Below are 21,617 nucleotides of genomic sequence, written 5' to 3' on the forward strand. Positions count from 1 at the left end.
GGGTATAAGTTTGTTGGCTTTGAATTATAAACTTATCACACTAATTTATCCAAAATTCTAGATAAGCTGGATATCCAAACTAACCGCGAAATTAGCAGGCTTATTCTCAAGAGTCGCAAATTGAGTTCCTTGGAATAACAACGCACCAGTCGCGTCATTGTAGCTGAAACTATTGGAGTCAGTAATACCAAATCCAATTTTAGAAATCTGAATCTTGTCACCTTCGACTCGACTGAAATCCTTGATAACGTCAAGTCCTTCAAGCTTAGAATTGAAAACAAACTGATCTGCGCCAGTACCACCAGTGAGAATATCATTGCCAACTCCGCCAACAAGGATGTCGTTGCCAGCGCCACCATTGAGGATGTCATTGCTAGCAGTACCACGCAGTACATCAGCGTATTGTGTGCCTGTAATTTCAAATCGCTCAATATTGCTGTAGTTGAGTACAGGATTGCCAGTAAAGCGGCTGAATATTGCATTTTGACCCTGGTACGCCACATCAATTCCAGCACCATTGTTTAACTGACTGTAGTCTGCAACTAGAGTATCAGTGCCAGCGCCACCATTAACAATCCCATCTGTATCAGTGATTATGTCATTGCCATCGCCACCGTTGAGGGTATCATAGCCAGCACCACCAAAAAGCAGGTCATCACCAGCGCCGCCATTGAGGATGTCATTGCCAGCAGCACCACGCAGTACATCGGCATATTTTGTGCCTGTAATTTCAAATCGCTCAATATTGCTGTAGTTGAGTACAGGATTCCCGGTAAAGCGGCTGAAGATTGCATTTTGACCCTGGTATGCCACATCAATTCCAGCCCCATTACTCAACTGGCTGTAGTCTGCAACTAAAGTATCAGTGCCAGCACCACCATCAACAATCCCATCTGTCTCGGAGATTCTGTCATTGCCATCTCCACCATACAAGCTATCGAAGCCGGTTCCACCATATAGGTTATCGTTGCCAGTTCCACCATCTAGGATATCGTTACCAGCTCCACCAAGTAGGTTGTCATTACCTTCTTCGCCATAAATTCTGTCGTTTTGAGATTTACCTGCTAGGTAATCATCGCCTCCTTTTCCAGACAGCAACCAAGGTTGTCCATCATCATCAGCTATGAAAGTGTTGTTAGAATTATCACCAGTGTATGTTCCCATTTGAATTTCTCCTTAATTCTTGAAAATAATGTTTTCGATGAGGCGGTAAACCTCGTTTTAAGTTGGGAAATGTCCTGTTTTTGGGTGCTTTACCCTTTCGTTTTTCAGGACTCCTCTACTTTAGGTTTGTAGCCCGATCGCGTCGATGGAGATAAGTTATGGAAAGTTAAGGAGATAATTAAGTCGAATTCTTCTAAAAAATTAAGGTTCAAGAAGAAGACAAGCACGAGACCTCTTGCAAAAGTGCTTTTTGCACTCTTGGGGGAAAAGGGTAAAGGTTAAAGGGGAAAGGTGAATTAAAACCTTTCCCTTTCCCCTTTCCCGACTTTTGCCAAGAAGTCTACGGTATCTGGAAAACCTCTCTCTACGGTGTACTTGTAACTCTCTTGACTTGCATCTTGATTGCATCGACATGCACATCAATTGCATCGACCTACACATCGATTGCATCAACTTGCACATCGATTGCATCGACCTGCACATCGATTGCATCGAACTGCACATCAATTGCATCGAACTGCACATCGATTGCATCGACTATTGTTTGCGTAATTTCTGACTCAAATCTCGAAAGCACCTAAAACTTTGAGGACATCTTTTTGAGCTGTGGTGATTCCTGTTACGCCTGTAATATTGGTTCCTTGGTAAGGTCTGTCAGGATTAAGTGTTTTTAAAGATTCACCCGTTTGGGCATCCCAAATCTGAATAGTTCCGTTTTGGCTGCCGCTAGCGATCGCACAATATTTTGTAAAATTGCCAAATGCGATATGCGATCGCATTGCATGAGGCATGACAGGCAGCACTTTCAGACAAATCCCTGTATGCCTATCCCAAATTCTCACTGTTTGGTCTAAGCTACTAGTTGCCAAAATATCACCTTCTGCACTAAAGGCAACTGACCAAACACTATTACTGTGTCCCTGAAAAATATTGAGACATTCACCTGTATTAACCGACCACAGGCGTACTGTTTCATCTTCACTAGCACTACTGAGGATTTGCCCATCTGGACTAAAAGCGATCGCTTGGACTCTACTAGTGTGTCCTTGTAAAATTTGGAGACATTCACCAGTGGAAATCGACCACAGACGAATGGTTTGGTCTTCACTACTGCTAGCGACTATTTCACCATTGGGGCTAAAGGTAACACACCAAATCCAACTGGAATGACCTTGCAATATATTGAGGCATTTTCCTGTACTGACAGACCATAAGCGAATGGTTTGGTCGTCACTGCCGCTTGCTAAAATTTGTCTATCAGGACTAAAGGCAACTGATTGCACCCAATTTACATGACCCGTCAAAATTTGTAGACATTGCCCAGTGCTAACTGACCAAATCCGAACGGTGCGATCGGCGCTGCTACTGGCCAGCAAATCTCCATCTGGGTGAAACGCTACGGAAGTTACCCAGCCACTATGTCCGGTGAATTTTTTCAGGCAAATCCCGGTATTGACATCCCATAATCTTACAGTTTGGTCTGTGCTGCCACTGGCAATTTGACCATCTCCATTAAAAGCAACTGAAAATACTGAATTACTATAGCCTTTTAAGGTTTTAAAGCATCTGCCTGTAGTAACATCCCATAGCTTTACGGTTTGGTCTGTGCTACCACTGGCAATAGTTTGACCATCTGCATTAAAAGCAACTGAAAATACAGAGTTGGTGTGTCCTGGTAAAATATTCAAGCATTGCCCTGTAGTAGTTTCCCAAATTCTCACAGTTTGATCGTCGCTGGCGCTAAGTAGCATTTGGGCATCGGGACTAAAGACTACTGACCGGACGCGATCGCTATGTTCTTGTAATATATTGAAGCACTTGCCAGTACTAACTTCCCAGAGTCGAATTGTGAAATCGGCACTGCCACTGGCTAGGGTTTGACTATCTGGACTAAAAGAAAGTGACCAAATGCGATCGCTATGTCCTTCTAAAATGCGATCGCATTCTCCATTAATTTTCCAAAGTCGAATTGTGAAATCGGCACTGCCACTTGCTAAGGTTTGACCATCTGGACTCCATGATACTGAAAGAATTCGATCTGTATGACCCGACAAAATTTTGTAACAGTCCCCAGTGTTGACATTCCATAATCTTACCGTTGGTTCATCGCCTCCACTAGCAAGCATTTGACCATCGGCACTAAAGGCAACTGACCAAATTGAACTCCTGTGTCCTTCTAACGTTCTCAGACATTTACCAGTGTTAACATCCCACAGCCGAATCGTTTTGTCGCTACTGCAACTTGCTAATAATTGCCCATCTGGACTAAAAGCAATCGACCAAACCCAACCTAAATGTCCGGCGAAATTGACAACAAGTTTCCCAGTTGCAACTTCCCAAAGACGAAGTTCACCTTCTGCATCTCCTGTAGCTAATAATGTTCCATCTGGGCTAAAAGCAATACCAGCAAACACCATACCAAAGGTTTCAGCAAAAACACACTGACTAAAATCAGAATATTCAAAATTAACATTATGCAAATTCACATCTTGTAAATAGGCTTGCCAAATTGTTAAATTTGAAAAATCGTAGTTAGTTAAAGTTGATTGCAGTTGACAAATTAAATTTAAAATATTACCGCCTGCATACCCAGTTTTGAGTGACGATGTACCTCGTATTTTGGTTAAACATTCACTAAGCAGGTTCTCAATTGCGAGTTTTTCGCTGGCTTCTATTAATAAGCGATCTAGTAATAAGCGTTCAAGAATAGGCTTCAGGATGAAACGAACTTGTGTTTCTCGCACATAGTCTTGTGCAGTAGCTTTGAGTAACGCATGAGTTTTGAACAGCAAATTTTTTTGCTCGGCATTTGTTTCTAAACCTGCTAAGATTTCTTGACAAACTTGAGCAACTAATTTCTCGGTGACATATTCCATTACCATCGGCTGAAGTGAAAATTGTGCCCGATGTTTTGCAATTAGAGAGCGCTGTTCTAACGATTCTAGAGCTTCAATTAAGTTCTGTGGTGATATAGGTGGAAAAATATCCGATCGCAGTTCTGCAAATGAAGCAGATTCACGATAGATAGCAAGCCAATAAATAACTGTTTTCTCAGATTCAGAAAGTCGCTCAAATTGTTGATAAATTAGATTGCGAATATTACCAAAAACTAACGTTTCCTGTTTAAGGAAATCAGAAATGCTGCCATCAAACAAGTTTTGAATCGTTGTTGCAATAATTTTCAATGCTAAAGGATTTCCTGCATAACCTTCAACTAACCGATTCCATTCTGCTTTTGAACCTTGGAAATTACCTTTTAACTGTAAAAGTTCTTGTGCTTCTGTTTTCTGTAATCCACCCAATTGAAAAGCTCGAACAGGTAAGCTTGCTCCTTCCAAAAGGCGAACTTCTAAAGGCTGATCTCTACTTGTTATAACTAAACAGCTTTGATGGCGAATTTCTCCAATTTGTTTAAATATTTCGCCATAAGCTTCATAACCTTCGAGATAAGATGATTTAGATTGCTCGTTGTGTTGTAAGATGGTCTCAATATTATCGAAAATTAGCAAACAGCGCTGCGATCGCAAATAATTCAACAGACGCGAAATTTTGCCTTCAACGCTTTCTGTATAATCAATTTCTTGTTTATTAGATAATAATTTTAATAACTCTGTTAATATCTCTTGTACAGGTGGTGCATTTCGCAGACTTCGCCAAATCACCCATTTAAACTCGCTCTGTAATTGTCGTGCCAGCTTTATAGAGAGGGAAGTCTTTCCCATTCCACCCATTCCTAACAAAGCTACAAGCCGACACCGATCAACCAAAATCCACTGCTCTAACTGAGCTAATTCTGTTTGTCTTCCGTAGAAAAAATCAACATCGATTGCATCTCCCCAATCTTGATGGGAAGTATTCGCTTCTGCAACTAGCATATCAGCAAATTTTGTTTGCGTTTTTCCTTCAATATTATCGAAGATATTCTCTTTATGTTGATTTGATTGGGTAGTTGTATTCTCTATTTTAAATCGGCGCTCGATTGCTGTTCTAAAACTTGTTTTATTAACTTTTTCTGCTAAAACTTCGGAAAGGAGTTTCCATAGCTTCGGGCCAACATCATGTTTTAAGTAAGCTGGAGAATAGCCGTAAATATCGGCAATGCGATCGTAACTTTGGCGTTCTAAAGACCAAGACTCACGCAACATAGCTTGTTGGAGATCGCTCAAATGAATTCTTGACTTGGCAAAAACGAGAGCGTCTGTAAATGCGAGGGCTTGATCAATATCCATTGCTGCGATCAACAAAAGTTAAATACACTTTAAATTCTATAAGTAGAATGGCATAATTCATTTATCAGAGAATAGCAAAAATAATATGCAATATTTTACAAATTCTTTACACAAGGCTTATGGTTCAATCATTAATTAGTCGAATTTGGGACTCGCTTTTACGCTTACTGTTACAGAGGATTACTCTTGTACTCACAATTATGTTGTGTGGAGCGATCGCTCTAGCAATTTCTAATATGTCTGCGCTTTCATCGAGCTTAATTGAATCCCAAGCAGTTCAAAATGCTGCCTTGAATATCCAATCATTAACTCAAGCATTTGACCTCTACAGCGCCGCAGCCGTACAGCGAGCTAAAGCCGTACCTGGAATTACCGTCACCCACTCTTACCTCAATACCAAGGGCGCAATTCCCTTACCCTCAACTTTTGCGATCGAACTTGGTGAGCAAATTAGTGAAAAAAATACCGAAATGTCTGTACGACTGTACAGTAACTATCCATATCCTTGGCGCAAAACCAAAGGGGGAGCAAGAGACGCATTTGAGCGGGACGCACTCAACTTCTTGAGAGAAAATCCTCGTCAAAAATTTTATCGCCTTGAGAAGCAAAATGGAAACACCACCTTGCGCTATGCACAAGCCAGCCTCATGAAACCAAGTTGCGTTACTTGTCATAACACAGATCCCACCAGTCCCAAGAAAAACTGGGAAGTAGGAGATGTTGCTGGAGCCTGGCAGATTTCTCAATCTCTCGATAATTTAATCACCAAAACCAACCAAAGTCTCCAAGGAACCTTCGCCATGTTAGGCGGTATATCAGTCTTAGGACTCTCAGGATTGACACTTGTTGTTGGGAAACTCCGAGAAAATGGCAGAAATTTAGAACATCGAGTCAGAGAACGAACCACAGATTTAGCAGAAGCCAACACTGAATTAGAGAAAAGAAACCAATTAATTCGCCAAGTTTTCGGACGATATTTAAGTGATACGGTTGTCGCTAACTTGTTAGAAAGCCCTGAAAGATTACAACTCGGTGGTGAACGACGCAAAATTACTATCCTCACTTCTGATTTACGAGGCTTCACTGCTCTCTCAGAACGCTTTCCACCAGAAGAAGTAATTCACATTCTTAACGTCTATTTAGAATACATGGCGGATGTGATTAATCATTACCAAGGTACTATTGATGAGTTTATGGGAGATGGCATTCTGGTATTATTTGGTGCCCCGATCGCAAAAGAAGATGATGCCCTCAGAGCCGTTACCTGCGCCTGTGCCATGCAATTAGCAATGGGTGGCGTTAATGAAAAGATGAAAACCCTCGGCTGGCCACCATTAGAAATGGGGATTGGTATTAACACAGGTGAAGTTATAGTCGGCAATATTGGTTCCGAGAAGCGGACTAAATATGGAATTGTAGGTAGTCAAGTAAATCTCACTTATCGCATTGAGTCATATACTAGTGGCGGTCAAATTCTGATTTCAGAGCAGACTTTCAAAGAAGTAGAGTCAAGCGTCAAAATTATTGGACAAAAGCAAGTTCAGCCGAAAGGTGTGAGCCAACCAATTACTATTTACGAAGTATATGGTGTGGGTGGACGATACAATCTTTATTTACCCAAAGAAGAAGAAATATTTTTCCCTGTTCCTCAAGAAATTCCGCTTCTATACACTATTTTGCATGACAAACAAATGGGTAATGCAGTTTTTTCAGGACGTTTAATTAAACTATCAGCAAAAGGAGCCGAATTACAAGTAGATATTCCTCATGAAGTACCACCTAAATTAACTAATATTAAAATTAATCTTTTCATATCTCAAAAATCAACACAAGTGAGCGAAGATATTTATGCCAAAGTCTTAGAAAAACTAGCAAATACAGGAAGCTTTTATATTCACTTTACGAGTATTCCTCCAACACTAGTAACTCAGTTGGATAATCTCTATAAGATGATTTCTCAAAACCCTAATTAAGCAGAGACAAATTAATACGCTGTAGCATAAATTTGCTTACCTTTAACAAATGTAAAATTCGCACTGCAACTGACAAAGCCAACACAGTTAGTCGTTGAATGGCAGCGATCGCCTCTAACTGGGTAGCTTCGAGATTTAAACCAACACTTTTGTTCAACTCACTGTAATAACTGTTCCCACACTCTCATTGGCCAATCTATCTACCGCACACACCGCATAGGTTCCCGCTTGTTGGACGGTAGCAAAGGTTGTACCAGCAGACAAAATTCGTTGAATTGTCCAAGTATCGCCACTCAGCCGATAAAGTGTCCAGGAACGAACTGGCTGATTATCTCCAGGCTGCCAACTTAGTTTGCGATTATTGACTTGTAATCCAATTGGTGGAGGGGGTGGTGTCGTATCTTGCCAAGGCAAAGTTGGCGGCAGAGCAGGTTTGTTATAAAGCAGACTTTGGAATTTATCAGCAATTCCCTGACTATTTTCTGTCAAAACACTGAGATTAAAAAAGATATTCCCCAGTGACAACTGTCCAGCTTGGCTACGACTAATTTTCACCTGCTTTTCAATTTCATCACTCTCCCGACTCTTGTTGCTTGGTTCTGTCAGATTGTTACCAGCATAAACGTGTCTTTGCTTTGTATTTACTTCTGTCCACCACTTTAGCAACGCCGAATAACTTTGTTGTGGTTGGTCTGTGCGCCAGTAAAGCTGAGGCGCAATATAATCAATCCAGCCTTCTGCTAACCATTTCTTCGAGTCCGCATACAGGACGTTGTAAGCATCTAACCCAGTAATGCCAGCAGGTTGTCCGGGGCGATAAATCCCAAAGGGACTAATACCAAATTTCACATCGGGTTTGGTCGCTTTAATTCCCTGCCAGAGGCGCTGTACCATTCTGTTAACATTGTCCCGTCGCCAGTCGCCAAGGCTGAGTGTACCACCACCGGCTTTATATGCAGCGTAGGTTTTATCATCGGGGAAAGCTTGCCCCTCAATGGGATATGGATAGAAATAATCATCTAAGTGAATGCCATCAACATCGTAGCGCTTCACTACATCGAGAATTACGTTGTAAGCTCTATCCTGAACTATTTTCAATCCTGGGTCCATCCAGCGTTGAGTTTTCCACAAATAAACGCTTTCTGGATTGGTAGCTGCGATGTGGGGACGGACTGTTTTGGCTGGGTTGGTGGAAGTGCTAGCGCGGTAGGGATTAAACCAAGCATGGAGTTCAAGATTATGCTTATGACATTCTGCGATCGCAAACGCTAAAGGATCGTAAAATGGTTCTGGCGCTTGACCCTGAGTTCCTGTAATCCAAGCACTCCAAGGCTCTAATTGAGATTCATACAAAGCGTCTCCCTCTGGTCGCACCTGGAAAATCAGGGCATTGAAGTTTAACGCTTGTAATTTAGTAATAATTTCGGTAAGTTCTGCTTTTTGTTGAGCAACAGAAAGTCCCGGTTTGGAAGGCCAATCACCATTCCATACAGATACTACCCATGCCCCCCGAAACTCCCGGCTATGATTTACCTTAACACTACCGACAGGTGTTGGTGTTGGTGTGGGTATTGGTGTCGGTTTTGGGATAGGTGTCGGCGTGGGCGTTGATATTGGCGGCTGTACTAGGTAACTAGAGGTAATTTTTTCTGCCTTACCTAAATAAACTAAAGCTTGATAAATAATCACTGCCACATCTGCACGGGTGGCTGCGAGATTAGGATTGAGTAATTTAATATTTGGGAAACTAACCACCAATCCAGCGCTGGTGGCAATAGCTACGTGATTTCTACCATACTCAGGAATCTGAACAGAATCTTGATAAATTTGTGGGAGTTGTGAGAGGAGGTCAGGTTTTACCTTAGTGGCAATTTCTAAGCCTCCTACCAAGGAAACTAAGACTTCTACTCTGGTAATTCGGTTAGCGGAACGGAAAGTTTTATCAGGAAACCCGCTAAGAAATGCTTTTTCGTAAGCTGTTTGAATGGCGGTTGCTGCCCAATAATTAGTGGGTACATCAACAAAGGGGACATACTGCCGCTTTTTGGAAACTGTTCCAAATGCGTTGGCGATGATGGCGGCAAATTCAGCACGGGTAACAGAGTTATCGGGGCGATAAGTGCCGTTAGGCAACCCATTGACAATACCGCGTTGGGCTAAGGCTGTAATAAATAAGCGTGCCCAATGGTTTTGAATATCCGAAAAGGGAGTAGCAATAGATACCATTGTTGAAAAGCAGCTAGCTGGCCTTGATTTTGATTTCCTTAGCTAATTTAGCAATATCAGAGCGATCGCTGCTGCAATATCTTAGTAAACTGTCACTACTCAAGTTTGGGATTGGGGATTGGGCACAACCCTTCGGGTAGGAAAAAGGGAAAAGGGAAAAGGGACAAGGAGGGAGCTTTCCTTTCCCCTTTCCCCTTTGCCCCTTGCCCTTTCCCCTTTGGCGTTGCAATCTCCCCATTCCCTATCTACTAAGTAGGATTTGCAGCTTCATTAGTAGGATTCAACGCAGAACGCGCATTCAATGACAGCATTACGCGGGAAATTCCGGTGAAAATAATGCTGACACCAACTAGCGTGCCAAGAAGCCAAGGTGCATTGAAGGGCCACTGGAACCAAATCATCACACCTAATATCAGCGTAATAATCCCATCACCTAGTATCCACGTCCAATTTTCTTGCGGACGTAACCGGAATGCGAGAATTAACTCAAATGTGCCTTCAGCTAGCAAAAAGCTGCCAAGCAACAGAGTTAGTGTGAGTACACCTGTAAAAGGATAAACAAACAGCATGATGCCGGTTGCAATATAGAGTCCGCTCAATAGAAGTTTCCAAATAAAACCTCCTTGGTGACGGGTTTGAGTGGCATAAACTAGTTTTGTAAATCCGGCGAAAATCAAAATCACCGCAATCCAAGTTTCGGCAAATAAGGTCGAGAGACTAGGCGCTGCGATCGCAATCACCCCTAAAATACTCAGGAGAATACCACTTATCAGCGACCCATTAAGATCCTTCTTAATATCTCTAGAAACATCGGTTGTCATACAAATCTTTCCCCTATTCTTAGACTAAACTCTACATTTAGGTTAGGGAATTTCTCAGTAACAGGCCATGAACCTTAAGATAGACTCATCAGTATTAACTTCATTGCGATCGTGACTCAAATTATCCACTCTTGAGACACCAAACCCATCATTTGATCACATAATCCTCATAAGAGTTCTGCAAGATTACTTAGGCGCTCATAAACAGAAATGAGGCGATCGCCTTCAAGTTCAACAGAAGTATTTGGATAATTCTGAATGGCTCCAAGTAGTGTAACTTCACCATTTTCTTTAATAGATGTACTTAAAGCACTTCGCAGCGCCTGCTGATCTAGTTGCCCTGCGGGAGGATGAACTACTTCACCAATTTGGTTAACTAAAATTGGCCCAGCCCAACTAGATAGTAAGTTATTTAAAAAGGCAGCATCGGCTTTTATTGGGGCTTTCAGTGCCTTACGAGCTACTGCGGGGTCTTGTTTGGCAGCCTGCAAATAAGCTGCCAATGTCGGCGTAGTTTTGCCAGTTTCTGTAAACTGAGTTAATTCTTCAACAGATACTTGCCCCTGAAAAGTACCATACTTTAAAACAACTTGCTCGGCAGCTTCAGCATTAGTACTTGAGAAGAGAACAGTAGCACCTACACCTAAAGCTACTGTTTGAGCGAGTAACTTAGTAAATTTCCTATTGTTTAAGCGATTGAAAAGTTGAGAAATCTGCATTTTGTCTAACTTTATAATGGTGCAAAGCGTAGATATGCGAAAAATGCCCAAGCGTTATCTTATTATTTTACGAAATTATTACTACAGATAGATGATTAGGGGCGTACAGCTATACGCCCCTACAGCCAAGTTGCAAAGATTTTTGGAAATGGTGTTATTAAACCTTTTTGTTAGGCGAAGCTAATGAGGTAGTATTGACTTATCTTCGTCTATAGTCGGTGCAGGTATACCTAAATGTTTCCTTGCAGATTCTTCAGCTAGCTTTCGGTCTTGCTCGTTATCGAACTGACTCTCATCTAACAAATGAGGGTTTTTTGCCGCTTCATCTCGGCTTGGTTTATAGCCATTTTTCCACCTGTACTTCCAGTCCATAGTTTGAAAGGCAGATATACTGCAATTTGATTTTCTAATTCTTCATCGTAGATGCTTAATGAAAAATGACACTCCTGCTATGGGTTGAAGAAGCTCATTCCGAGGGTACATAATACCAATTTTAAAAAAGAATGCAACACATAGATAGAACCCCTCTCCAACTGTACATTAACTAATTATTTGTCAATTTAACAAAATATTGTCATAAAATTCGAAATACCTAAAAGCTGAAAAATAGCTATACTACTATGTCGAAAATGGGCTGTTTGTAGCTTTTGAGTTGTCGTTGTGGAAGACAATAACTCTACTACATTGGCCCTATTTCTTCCTTCTCTTTTTTTGGTGAAGGTATTGGTTTATATAACTACAATATTAGTGTTATTTAGAGCAGGACTGCCTCCTAAGACAGCAATCTGCACTGGTGCAGATCCGCTTAAGCTACCATCGGAATCGAAAAATAAGGCTCCATTCGTCGTATTGTAAATAAACCGTTGAGTTGTCGTATTTGCTGTCGTAATGCCTGCACCAGAACGAAAATGTTCTGAACTTAAAGTGCCTGCGACCAATTTTCCAGCAAAACCGACGGCAGATATCTGAATCTTGTCACCAGCAGAGCCGCTAAAGCCATTAATTGTATCCAGCCGATCACTTGGAGCTGTAAACCGATAAGTATCTGCTCCATCATTTCCGGTTAGCGTATCATTTCCGCCACCACCAACTAGTAGGTCATTGCCAGTACCACCGATCAGTACGTCATTACCGCTACCACCAGTAATTGTATCATTACCTCCAGCCCCATTGAGGCTATCGTTGCCGCTACCACCAACGATCGAGTTGTTCGTAGCATCGCCAGTGAATACTCGTCCAAGATCGTTGAGCGTCAGACGGTAGTCTCCTGTAGCCCCGGAACTAGCGACATCGCCAAGACCCGTCACCGCGTTGTAATTGGAGTTCGGGCTAAGGGACACACCAACGTAGTATGTGCCCGCTTGAGTAAATGTATAAGCCAAGTAAGAGAACTGGCTAGAGGCTTCACCCGGCGCGGCTCCATCGTTGTTAGCCGCCAGTTGTGTACCACTGGAGTTGAATACCCTGAGGTAGGTGTTGAGATTTGACCCATTGCGAGAATCCACATCAAACCCGACCTTCTGACCAGCAGAGACCGTAAACTTCACTAGATCGGTATCAGTTTGGGGATTCAGGGAAAAGTCAACGAACTGCCCTAGTGTCTTAATATTCGCAGAACGATTCGCAACTTCAGCGATTGTGTCATCAGGATCTTGACTTGGGCTGACGAAATTTGAGGTCAGCGTATAGTTTGTGGAACCGTTAACCCCTTGGACGCGAACAAAATACCGCCCAGCCCCTAGTACCCGTGAGAGAGTTTCTGTTGGCGAGTTCAAGACGTTTGATGTTGCTAAGATATCACCTGCATCGATCGCACCATTGTTGTTGACATCCTTAATCAGTGAAAGCGATAAATCTTCACCAGCAACACCTGTGGTGTTCAGCGTTACTTCGTAAGTACTGGGTAGATCAAAACGATAGAAATCGTTGACATCGCTGGAAGTATCGAAGGATTGTTCGATGTAGTCTTGGAAAGTTTGATTGGGCGGCGTTTCCCCAGCGATCGCTGCTAGTGGGCGGGCTGTGCTTAAGGTATTTCCGGCGTAGTCTGAAACCAGGCGCAGGTAGTAGGCAGCTTGTTCGCCAGTACCAGTTGCATGTAAAAAGTACGTTCCTGCTGCTAAGTTTGTACTCAGCGAACCACCACTAAACCCGGTAATTGTTTCACCAGCGTCGAGCCGTTGGTTATTATTCAAGTCTCGGACAATTGATAGAGTCGGATTTTGGGTAGCTCTAGAGTAGTAGGAGTTATTAAATGCTGAAGCGGAGAGTTGACCTGCGGTAGTCATTGTGAACTTGAAGTAATCGGAGAAATCTCCCGCACTGATGCCAAACCCATCATTAATATAAGGTGTCTCCCCAATCAGATTACCCAGCGATCGCGCCTTTGACAGATTATTGTACGCCTGTGGATCGCTGGTAACAGCATCAAAGTCTGAATCTAAATCGAGTTGATAACTGGTATAAGCTCCGTTTTGCACCACCTGAACGTAATAAGTACCCGCTCCTAAGGTGGTTGAGAGTTGGTCGTCTCCTGGGTTCGATGATGAAAGGAAAACTTCATCCCCTGAAATAAAGCCGTCGTTGTTTACGTCACGGGCGAGGCGTAAATTGGCATCGAAGGTTGGAGTTGGGAAAGCAGAGGTATTGATGTCCAACCGGATATCAATAGGTGAGGTTTTATCCAGGGTGAATTTGTATAGGTCGTTAGCATCTTCATAGGTTGGTAGCCCAAATGATCCTCCGACCATATCGTATAAGCGACGACTACTGCCACTGACGTTGCCTAAGTCTCGTGCTGTGCCAGTCACATCACCCGCGTAATCAGTGACAATCCGGAGAGTGTAGGGGTCAGAGCCATAAGTCTGGGTGTATCTGACGTAGTAAGTGCCAGCAGGGGCAGAGTAGCGGTCAACATTGAGACCGTTGCCCACAGTACCGGCGACAGTCTGCAACACGTTGCCATTGGAGTCGAGCAATTGCATCGTCGCCTGCAACCCACCAGTATAAGTGAAATCCTTCATCCGCAAACTGATAGTGCCAGGGGCTTCCATCGTGAATTTCACAACGTCAACGTTATCGCGATAGTCGAGATAGTCTTGCCAGTTAATCTTGTTATAGGCTAAGTACTTATTGCTGGTTTGCCCCCAACTGGTGCCGATATCCCTTGCTGTTGCTAAGGTTGGGCCAGAATAGTCGTTGTATAGGTACAGCGAATAGTTTGTGGAGCCTCCCGAATAGTAGTGTACCCTCACATAGTAGTACTGGTTACTTTGTAGCGAAGCATTGATTGTCTCGCTCTGGTTGCTACCCAGGCTACTAATGGCAACTAGGTTCTGGTTTTGGTCGTAGAGATAGAGGTCGGCATCGGCTGACAAGTTATCCAGAGGGGCGTAAAGGGTTGATGAACCATAGAGGGTATAGAACTTGTAGTAATCGTCAGTGTCAGTTGAACTGACTGAATCGTTGAGGATTACATTCTGCTCAAGGTAAAAGTTTGAGTCTGGATCGATGGCTGTTGCGGTAGAGAAAGTATTATTAGGTTCTGTCATCGCAATAATTCTTAATTAAACTATAGATAGAAAAACAAACGAAAAGATGGAATAGATAATTCTTGAAAACTTTCCAATCTTCATAACGAAGTATTATGATAATGCAATTTTCAAACTTTTTATGATGTAGAAAAGATTAAGTTTTATCGAAAAATAATCGGGAATCAGAACAGACAAATTTACCTAAATATTGACCTGATGTACAGTGACTTTTTATTTGTCGCTGCGCCAAATTAATGTCATTAAAGGTATAAAGCCTGCACTCTCGCTTCATTCAGTTTAAAAGTAGCACAAGGAACTTACAAACTAATAAACACAAATAGTTCGGGAACATCCACTTTTGGAAGAAACACCGGGCGATTGGAAATCCCGGCTATACAGACTAAACCCGCCTGCGCGGGTTTTATAAAGTCCGCGCAGGCGGACTTCATTTATATAGCCCCAGACTTCTAGTCTGTTCGCGTAGCGTGCGCCTTAGCGCAGGGCGATCATGCCAAAACAGCATGCTCCCAATAGTTCTAAGAGGATGTTTGAAAAGTCCTCTTGTCGGCATCAAAAGTTTTAGATCCCCCTAAATCCACGCCAGTTGCTCATGGGGGAAACCACGCCAGATGCTCCACTTGGGGAAACCCCAAGACCGCACTGGCTCCCCTTTTTAAGGGCAGGGTGGTTTCATACAAGCAGAGAAAAACTAAAACTGGGTTTCAAAGCCTCTCCCCCCGTGGGGGAAAGGAATGAAAGTGAGGGAAAAAGCCTGGACACAAAACGAGAAATCAAGACTTATGTATTTTTCTTTTTTCGTATGAAACCACCCTGCCTTTTTAAGGGGGGTTAGGGGGGATCTAAAGTGCCTAAAGTCACAGCAAAACACTTTTCAAACAACCTCTAAGTCTAAAGTAGGTAAGGCTTAACTAGATGACACGAATTTGTCTCAACACTATTTAATTTGGCAATCGACAAGTGACAAATTAAATGATCATTTGAAAAATTATTGACCTTAAAAATATTTAGCTTAAAACTATTACTGAGTAAGGGTTTTATTATTTTAATGTAAAAATAGCCTAGTAGAGACTTATTGCCAAAATAAATGTCCTTTTTTAAATTTTTGATAAAATAAATGTCCACTTTTGAAAAATGTTTTCAGCCAAAATTTTTACCAGAATTGACAAAATAAATCTGCAATTGCTTCTCTTTTTCTTCCCAGTCAGGAAGATAAGCATACATAAAACACTTGAATACCTTACCGTGGTTGGGAACGAGGAGATGTACGAGTTCGTGAACAATGACAAACTCGCCCAATTCTTTTGGTAAGTCTAATAGTTCAGTATTCAAGGTTAAGCGTCCTGTGGTAGAAATAGATGCCCATTTGCGCTTCATCGGACGCAGTTGAATTTGCTTGACTTTAACTTTAATCCGATCGCTCCATTCTCCCACAGCATCCTTCAGTGCTTGCGCGTCTTTCCATTTTCGATTGTCGCAGCTAGCAATCATGATTCGACTCGTTCGAGTTTCAGCAGGTTGTTGGTGACTTCAATGGTTTGCTCAACTGAGCTTGTAATAGGATAAATAGTAGCGTAAAGTTCGGTTCTTAAATCAATTTCCTGACGCGCATCCCACCAGTAATCAGGGAAGTTGCTATAAATGGCGTTGATGGTTTTGGCTTGGTTGATATCTAGGTCGCCTGCTTGCTTGATGACAGTGTAAATCGCAAAGGTGTTTTCATCAAGTTTGAGTTGTTGCCGTAAAACTTCTGCTTCTGTGCATTCATTGGCAATTTCATTTAGTCTCGCTAAAGCTTGTTGTGCGTCGATTTGGCGGTTCTCAACACTTCGGCTCCGCTCAGTGTTGAAGTTGAGCGTAGCCGAAGCTTCAAAGCTGGCGCGGACTATTTCGGCACGTTCGCCGATGGAAATCAAAAAAGGCGATCACTGACTTTGCTCGTGTACTACTTTCAACAATGCCTTACTCAAGTTTAGAACTTTTACTGTATCTGTGGTGCTACTTTGGCGGAATTGTTCTAATTGTTGGGCATTGAGTTCGTGGATAGTTCCGGGCATTTCTAACTCGCCGATTGTGACGTTGCGGCGTATTAGTTCTTTGGTTTTGGCGGTGAGTTCAATATCAATGTATGGACTGGTATTGTAAGCAGCGCGGATTGTTCCGTAAAGCCTAATAATAGCTTGATAATTTTCCATGAAGAAACGCAGGTCGGGGTCAGGAGAGAGGATTTCGTAAATTGATTGCAGTTGGCGGACAAATTTAAAGAACTTCTCGCGCAAATCTTTGTCTGCAAAATAAGCCGCAGCGCGTTCTTTTGCTTTGTCGTCCCATCCTTTAGCTAGCGGTAAATACTCAGGTGCAGTATTTTCCATCATCGTTTGCAGGATGTTTTTCATTACATCTACGCTTTGGATGATGTCGTTAACTTCTCCTGACTCAAAAGCCAGGGCTTGCTCTAGTTTGTCGCCAAAAATACCGATAAAATCTAGAACAAAGCCGTAGGGCTTAACTAAACCTTCTGCGTCTTCGTAGGGACGATTCACACGGGCGATTCCCTGCAAGAGAACGTGGTCGCGCATCGGTTTGTCGAGATACATACAGTAAAGTATCGGCGCATCAAACCCCGTCAATAGTTTCTCGGTGACGATGAGAATTTTCGGCAAGGCTTTGCGGTAGTCTTCGTAAAGTTGGCCAATTTTGGTAACAGCATCAACATCGCCACCGCAAAGGCTTTCTAAAGTTTGGGCATCTTCAGCAGAACAATAACCTGTAAAAGTTAGGGTTTTGTTGTTGTAGCTAAAATCTTTCGGGCGAGATTCGATAAAGTCGATGACTGCATTTGGTAAGGATATTTTGGCAGAAACAACGGATTTTTTAATAAAGGCTTTGCGGACTTCTTTCTCTTCGGTATCAGTGAGGTTGTACTCTCGCAGTCCTGCGGCTGTAGTTCGGGAATAGACGACGGTTGAATATTCGCTAGGGAGATATTTATCTAAGGCTTGTTTGTAAAGTTTACAAGCTTCCCGGTCTACACCAACCATAAAAGCTTTAAAGCCCATTGGTTCAACGTAGTCCCGGAAGTGGGCGGCGACAAATTTCGCTACTTTATCTACTCTATCTTCACTTTTGAGAAACTCTTTTAATTTAACTGCGCGATCGAGAATGCCATCAAGTTCTTCTATATCGTTAATGCCTTCTGCGGCTTGGAGTTGGAGAAATTCTGTTTCTAATATTTCTTGGGGAACGCGAAACTCTGATTTCGCCAGGGCATAATTTAGCTTCAGAGTTGTGCCATCTCGTACCGAGTCGGCGGTTGAATAGGAATCTAGGCTGTATTTCGGGTCACTAGGTTCGCCGAAGGTTTGGAAAGTGTTTTGTCCTTTAGCTGCTTTACTAACGGGTGTACCTGTGAAACCGATAAATGTGGCGTTGGGGAGGGCAGCCATTAAATATATGCCGAAATTACCGCCTGTGCTGCGGTGTGCTTCATCGACTAAGACGGTAATTGTAGAACGCTGATTTTCTACTTTCATCTTGTCGAATTTGTGAATCATGGCGACGATTAAACCGCGATAATCATCTTGGATGAGTTTTTCTAAGTCTGCTTTACTGGTTGCGACTTGATAACTTTTGATGCTGTATGCTTTGAGGTTTTTGTCTAGTTGGTTTTCTAGTTCGTTGCGGTCAACAATCATGATTACGGTATTATCGCCGCTAATATTGCGGAGTTGGGCGGCAACTGTAATCATCGTCAGGGTTTTACCACTGCCTTGAGTATGCCAAACTAGTCCGCGTTTTTTATTCGGGTCTTGGATGCGTTGCAGGACTTTTTTGACTGCACGGGTTTGGTGTTGGCGTAAAATTACTTTGGTTAAGCCGTCATCGCGTTCGAGGAAAACAATGTAATATCTGAGAATCTCTAAAAAGCGTTGATGGTCGAAGAAGGTTTTGATTTTCTCTTCGTAGTCGCCTTCAGTGATGGTATTGCTTTGTTTATTCAGTTTCCATTCAAACAAGTTTTTGCGGTTGGTATTCCAGGTTAAGCCATACCAGAAATTCCACAACTCTGTAACTTCAAAAACTTGGGGAAAGGCTAGCAATTCTGGGGTTTGGTTGTGGTAGCGGCGAATTTGGTCAATGCCTAGTGCTAAACCATCAATTTTCTTTTCTCCTTTGGTTTCAGCAATGGCAACGGGAATACCGTTAATCAGAAAAATAATATCGGCGCGGTTGGGAAATTTTACGCCTTTTTGCGACCATTCATCTGTGACTTGGAAGATGTTATTTTCCGGGTTGTTAAAGTCGATGAGGGTAATGTTTCTGTCGCGGTTTTCTTGGGTGACAAAAATAGATTGTTTGCCTTGCAACCAGTTTAATGCTTCGCGGTTGCCTTCGATGGTGCTGTCAATGTTTCGCAGGCGGCGAAGAATTTCATCTATATTGTTAGAGGTGACAACGCCAGGATTTAGTTTAATTAGTTGACTGCGAAGAACATCGGCAAAGTAGCGTTCTTTGAGTTTTTCCTCCCCCTTTCCTTCCCGCCGTTGTAATGCCTCTTTTGAAGTTAGGTATTCCCAGCCAATTTGATAGGCATATTTTAGCATCGGTCTTTGCACGGCGGAAGCTTCGCTCATACGTAAGTCTCGGTTAAGGGTTGGGTGGAAATTTTACCTGTCATCAGTTGTTCTAGCATGGCGTGGAAGAGTTCGTCAGTAAGGGCGATTTCTTTTTCTAGGGCTTGAATTTTGCGATCGCACGCTTTTAGAATCGCAGCAATTTCTTGCTGTTCTTCCTTTTTTGGATAAGCAATCGTCATAGCATGAACTGTATTTCTATTTAGAGTTGGGTTACTAGCACCAGAATCAAAACGTTTTAAATTAAGAAAATATAAAAAATAAGCAATAAACAGAGGATTGTTTTCGTAAAATTCTTTTACCCAAAGTGTGGTGTCATGAGGCCAATAATCACAATCAACATAATGAACAGTTCCAAGCGTTCCTTTTCGGCCAATAATTACTCCTGGCCCTTGAACCTTACCCAAGTTGTGATAACTACTGATTCCACCTGATGAAATTACAGGAAATTTCCCAGGCTTCTGTTCTTTTTTGGTAATGTCGAATCCACGTTGAAGGACACATAAGCTTTCAAAGCGTGAGACTATCCAACTTTTAGGAATCTTGCCTATTTCCTTCTCCTCACGGGGTTCGTTGCGAGTACCATAACTAAAGAGATATTGCATCAGTGCTGCTTTGCGTTCCCGTTCCAGTTCTAACTCTCGCTGACGGGTTTCTTTGGCTTTCTGGATGGTTCGCAGAGTGTGGGCGATCGTTTTTTGTTCAGGAAGTGGGGGAATAATAATTGGTAATGATTGTAAATTTGCCTGACTAATATTAGTAACTCCTACTTTCCCAGACTTAGAGATAAGAATTTTTCTAACTGTGTCTAGACGGAGATAATTAACTAAAAAGATAGGTTCAATTTCCTGTGTTTCTAATCGCGCCCTAATTATAAACCCACAGAATGTTACAGGCTCTGTAAAATCAAGAAATAAAGAAGCCCAACCTACTCCCTCCTGCTTCAAAGATGAGCGTACAAACAAAATATCGTTTTTTTTAAGCAGATAATCATCTTTAAGCTTAATATTTACTCTATAAAGTTTATTCATTGATATAAATGAACTTTCACAATACATATTTAGAACATCTACTGTGAGAGTACCACTTCCTTTTTGTTCTTTATTAAAATTGATACCATTTTTGAATTGGGTAATATCTCCCAATTTCACTATCCTCCAATGAGAAGGTAACTGTATTTCACCATCCCTAACCCTCTTATATTCCATCAGCAATAATCAAATCTATCATTTCATTCTTATTCTTCCGATAAACCCGAAAATCACTATCTAGAGTTAACACACTACTACCATTAATCAACTCACTCATTCTTACCAAACACGCATCAGCTAAAGACATTGGCACATTCTGATACCGCTTCAACAACTCTCTAACCGTTCCTATTTCATCACTGAGACGAAAAGGAATTTGAATTAAGCCAGTATCTAGTAAAGACATAACCGCATCCTCTCCGCCATAAAATCGCGCAATATAAAACACGTCTCAGTAATTACTGCTTCACAAGTAAAGAAAGGGTAAGCTAGATTAGCAACTTCTTTAGTAACCCAACTATGATATTGTTCCCGATTATTAATTAAAGCAACTAGGGGGCCAGTATCAATAATGATATTTTGCTTCACTACCTGCCGAACCCTTCTAAATACTTTTTATTAATCGCCAAATCTCCTGGGCCTCCATCAACACATCCAATAAACTCCTTAGCGGCTTCTAAAAATGAAACTTGTTTTTCCCGATGGTCAGGGTCTCCACCAACGCAGCCAGCAAACTCTTTAGCAGCTTCATAGGCGGAAATAGGTTCTTTCTCTTCTTGATGCTGTATATCCTGCTTTTGCATATCTTTAAACTGCAAAAACTCAATAAAGTTTAATACCTCTTGTTGCTTCTCAGGAGATAGCTTTTTCAATTCATCAATTATCATTTGTTGCTTATCAATTGCTTGAGTCATTGCTGTATCCTCAATAAAAATAAAAATGATAAAACACTTATAGCTGATTTAAATTTTAACAACTTATACTCTACTGGCGTGTCAAGGCTAAAATGTTGCAATAAATTTTCTTGTGGGATGGGTGTCCTCACCCGTCCGGGCGGGCAAGATGCCCACCCCACGTTATGGACACGCCAAATCAACAAACGCGATCGCAAAAGCTATAATTGCGAACCCAAAAGCTATAATTGCGAACCCAAAAGCTATAATTGCGAACCCAAAAGCTATAATTGCGAACCCAAAAGCTATAATTGCGTACTCAAAAGCTATAATTGCGTACTCAAAAGCTATAATTGCGTACTCAAAAGCTATAATT

At 42.0% G+C, this 21,617-nt stretch carries 16 protein-coding genes; 1 reads left to right on the forward strand and 15 read right to left on the reverse strand.

Translation table 11 applies throughout. The features are described 5' to 3' along the window. Nucleotides 1–57: 57 nt before the first annotated feature. From RMX98_RS31475 to RMX98_RS31485, 3 genes are all read right to left on the reverse strand, one after another. Nucleotides 58–1,164 (reverse strand): calcium-binding protein, encoded by a 1,107-nt coding sequence (locus RMX98_RS31475; RefSeq protein ID WP_409882040.1) that lies wholly within the window; start codon nucleotides 1,162–1,164, stop codon nucleotides 58–60. A gap of 433 nt (nucleotides 1,165–1,597) precedes the next feature. Next, nucleotides 1,598–1,741, reverse strand: a complete 144-nt coding sequence (locus RMX98_RS31480; RefSeq protein WP_322680952.1) for a hypothetical protein — start codon at nucleotides 1,739–1,741, stop codon at nucleotides 1,598–1,600. Then, nucleotides 1,725–5,393: an NB-ARC domain-containing protein gene (locus tag RMX98_RS31485; RefSeq protein WP_322680953.1), complete on the reverse strand. Its 3,669-nt coding sequence runs from the start codon at nucleotides 5,391–5,393 to the stop codon at nucleotides 1,725–1,727. Before RMX98_RS31485 ends, RMX98_RS31480 begins: the two co-directional genes overlap by 17 nt. Before the next feature lie 119 nt (nucleotides 5,394–5,512). Between RMX98_RS31485 and RMX98_RS31490 the strand changes: the two genes are divergently transcribed. Then, nucleotides 5,513–7,366 (forward strand): adenylate/guanylate cyclase domain-containing protein, encoded by a 1,854-nt coding sequence (locus RMX98_RS31490; protein WP_322680954.1) that lies wholly within the window; start codon nucleotides 5,513–5,515, stop codon nucleotides 7,364–7,366. Here RMX98_RS31490 and RMX98_RS31495 read toward each other — a convergent pair. The 12 genes from RMX98_RS31495 to RMX98_RS31550 form a co-directional block, all read right to left on the reverse strand. Then, the gene (locus tag RMX98_RS31495; RefSeq protein ID WP_322680955.1) at nucleotides 7,359–7,523 is read right to left on the reverse strand and encodes a hypothetical protein; all 165 of its coding nucleotides are present in this window, start codon (nucleotides 7,521–7,523) and stop codon (nucleotides 7,359–7,361) included. The genes RMX98_RS31490 and RMX98_RS31495 overlap by 8 nt on opposite strands. After that, on the reverse strand, nucleotides 7,520–9,592 hold the full coding sequence (locus RMX98_RS31500; protein ID WP_322680956.1) for a glycoside hydrolase family 10 protein: 2,073 nt from the start codon (nucleotides 9,590–9,592) through the stop codon (nucleotides 7,520–7,522). The genes RMX98_RS31495 and RMX98_RS31500 overlap by 4 nt, the downstream gene beginning before the upstream one ends. A 248-nt stretch (nucleotides 9,593–9,840) precedes the next feature. Beyond that, nucleotides 9,841–10,413, reverse strand: coding sequence for an HdeD family acid-resistance protein (locus RMX98_RS31505; protein ID WP_322680957.1), 573 nt, complete (start codon nucleotides 10,411–10,413; stop codon nucleotides 9,841–9,843). A gap of 167 nt (nucleotides 10,414–10,580) precedes the next feature. Next, nucleotides 10,581–11,132, reverse strand: coding sequence for an alpha/beta hydrolase (locus RMX98_RS31510; protein ID WP_322680958.1), 552 nt, complete (start codon nucleotides 11,130–11,132; stop codon nucleotides 10,581–10,583). A 180-nt stretch (nucleotides 11,133–11,312) separates the two neighbouring features. Next, nucleotides 11,313–11,504 (reverse strand): bromodomain-containing protein, encoded by a 192-nt coding sequence (locus tag RMX98_RS31515; protein WP_322680959.1) that lies wholly within the window; start codon nucleotides 11,502–11,504, stop codon nucleotides 11,313–11,315. Between the two features lie 356 nt (nucleotides 11,505–11,860). Then, a complete protein-coding gene (locus tag RMX98_RS31520; protein ID WP_322680960.1) occupies nucleotides 11,861–14,683 on the reverse strand; it encodes a DVUA0089 family protein in 2,823 nt (940 codons plus the stop codon). Nucleotides 14,684–15,823: 1,140 nt separating this feature from the next. Beyond that, complete coding sequence (locus RMX98_RS31525) at nucleotides 15,824–16,174, reverse strand: M48 family metallopeptidase (RefSeq protein WP_322680961.1); 351 nt, start codon at nucleotides 16,172–16,174, stop codon at nucleotides 15,824–15,826. Next, on the reverse strand, nucleotides 16,171–16,599 hold the full coding sequence (locus RMX98_RS31530; RefSeq protein WP_322680962.1) for a hypothetical protein: 429 nt from the start codon (nucleotides 16,597–16,599) through the stop codon (nucleotides 16,171–16,173). The genes RMX98_RS31525 and RMX98_RS31530 overlap by 4 nt, the downstream gene beginning before the upstream one ends. A 9-nt stretch (nucleotides 16,600–16,608) precedes the next feature. Continuing rightward, the gene (locus tag RMX98_RS31535) at nucleotides 16,609–19,317 is read right to left on the reverse strand and encodes an HsdR family type I site-specific deoxyribonuclease (protein WP_322680964.1); all 2,709 of its coding nucleotides are present in this window, start codon (nucleotides 19,315–19,317) and stop codon (nucleotides 16,609–16,611) included. After that, nucleotides 19,314–20,525, reverse strand: coding sequence for a restriction endonuclease subunit S (locus RMX98_RS31540; RefSeq protein WP_322680965.1), 1,212 nt, complete (start codon nucleotides 20,523–20,525; stop codon nucleotides 19,314–19,316). The genes RMX98_RS31535 and RMX98_RS31540 overlap by 4 nt, the downstream gene beginning before the upstream one ends. Then, on the reverse strand, nucleotides 20,515–20,754 hold the full coding sequence (locus tag RMX98_RS31545) for a hypothetical protein (protein ID WP_322680966.1): 240 nt from the start codon (nucleotides 20,752–20,754) through the stop codon (nucleotides 20,515–20,517). The genes RMX98_RS31540 and RMX98_RS31545 overlap by 11 nt, the downstream gene beginning before the upstream one ends. Before the next feature lie 181 nt (nucleotides 20,755–20,935). Further along, a complete protein-coding gene (locus RMX98_RS31550) occupies nucleotides 20,936–21,262 on the reverse strand; it encodes a DUF2281 domain-containing protein (RefSeq protein WP_322680967.1) in 327 nt (108 codons plus the stop codon). Nucleotides 21,263–21,617 lie beyond the last annotated feature (355 nt).

Origin of the sequence: Nostoc sp. DedQUE02 (assembly GCF_034531035.1) — a bacterium.
Classification (GTDB): Bacteria; Cyanobacteriota; Cyanobacteriia; order Cyanobacteriales; family Nostocaceae; genus Nostoc.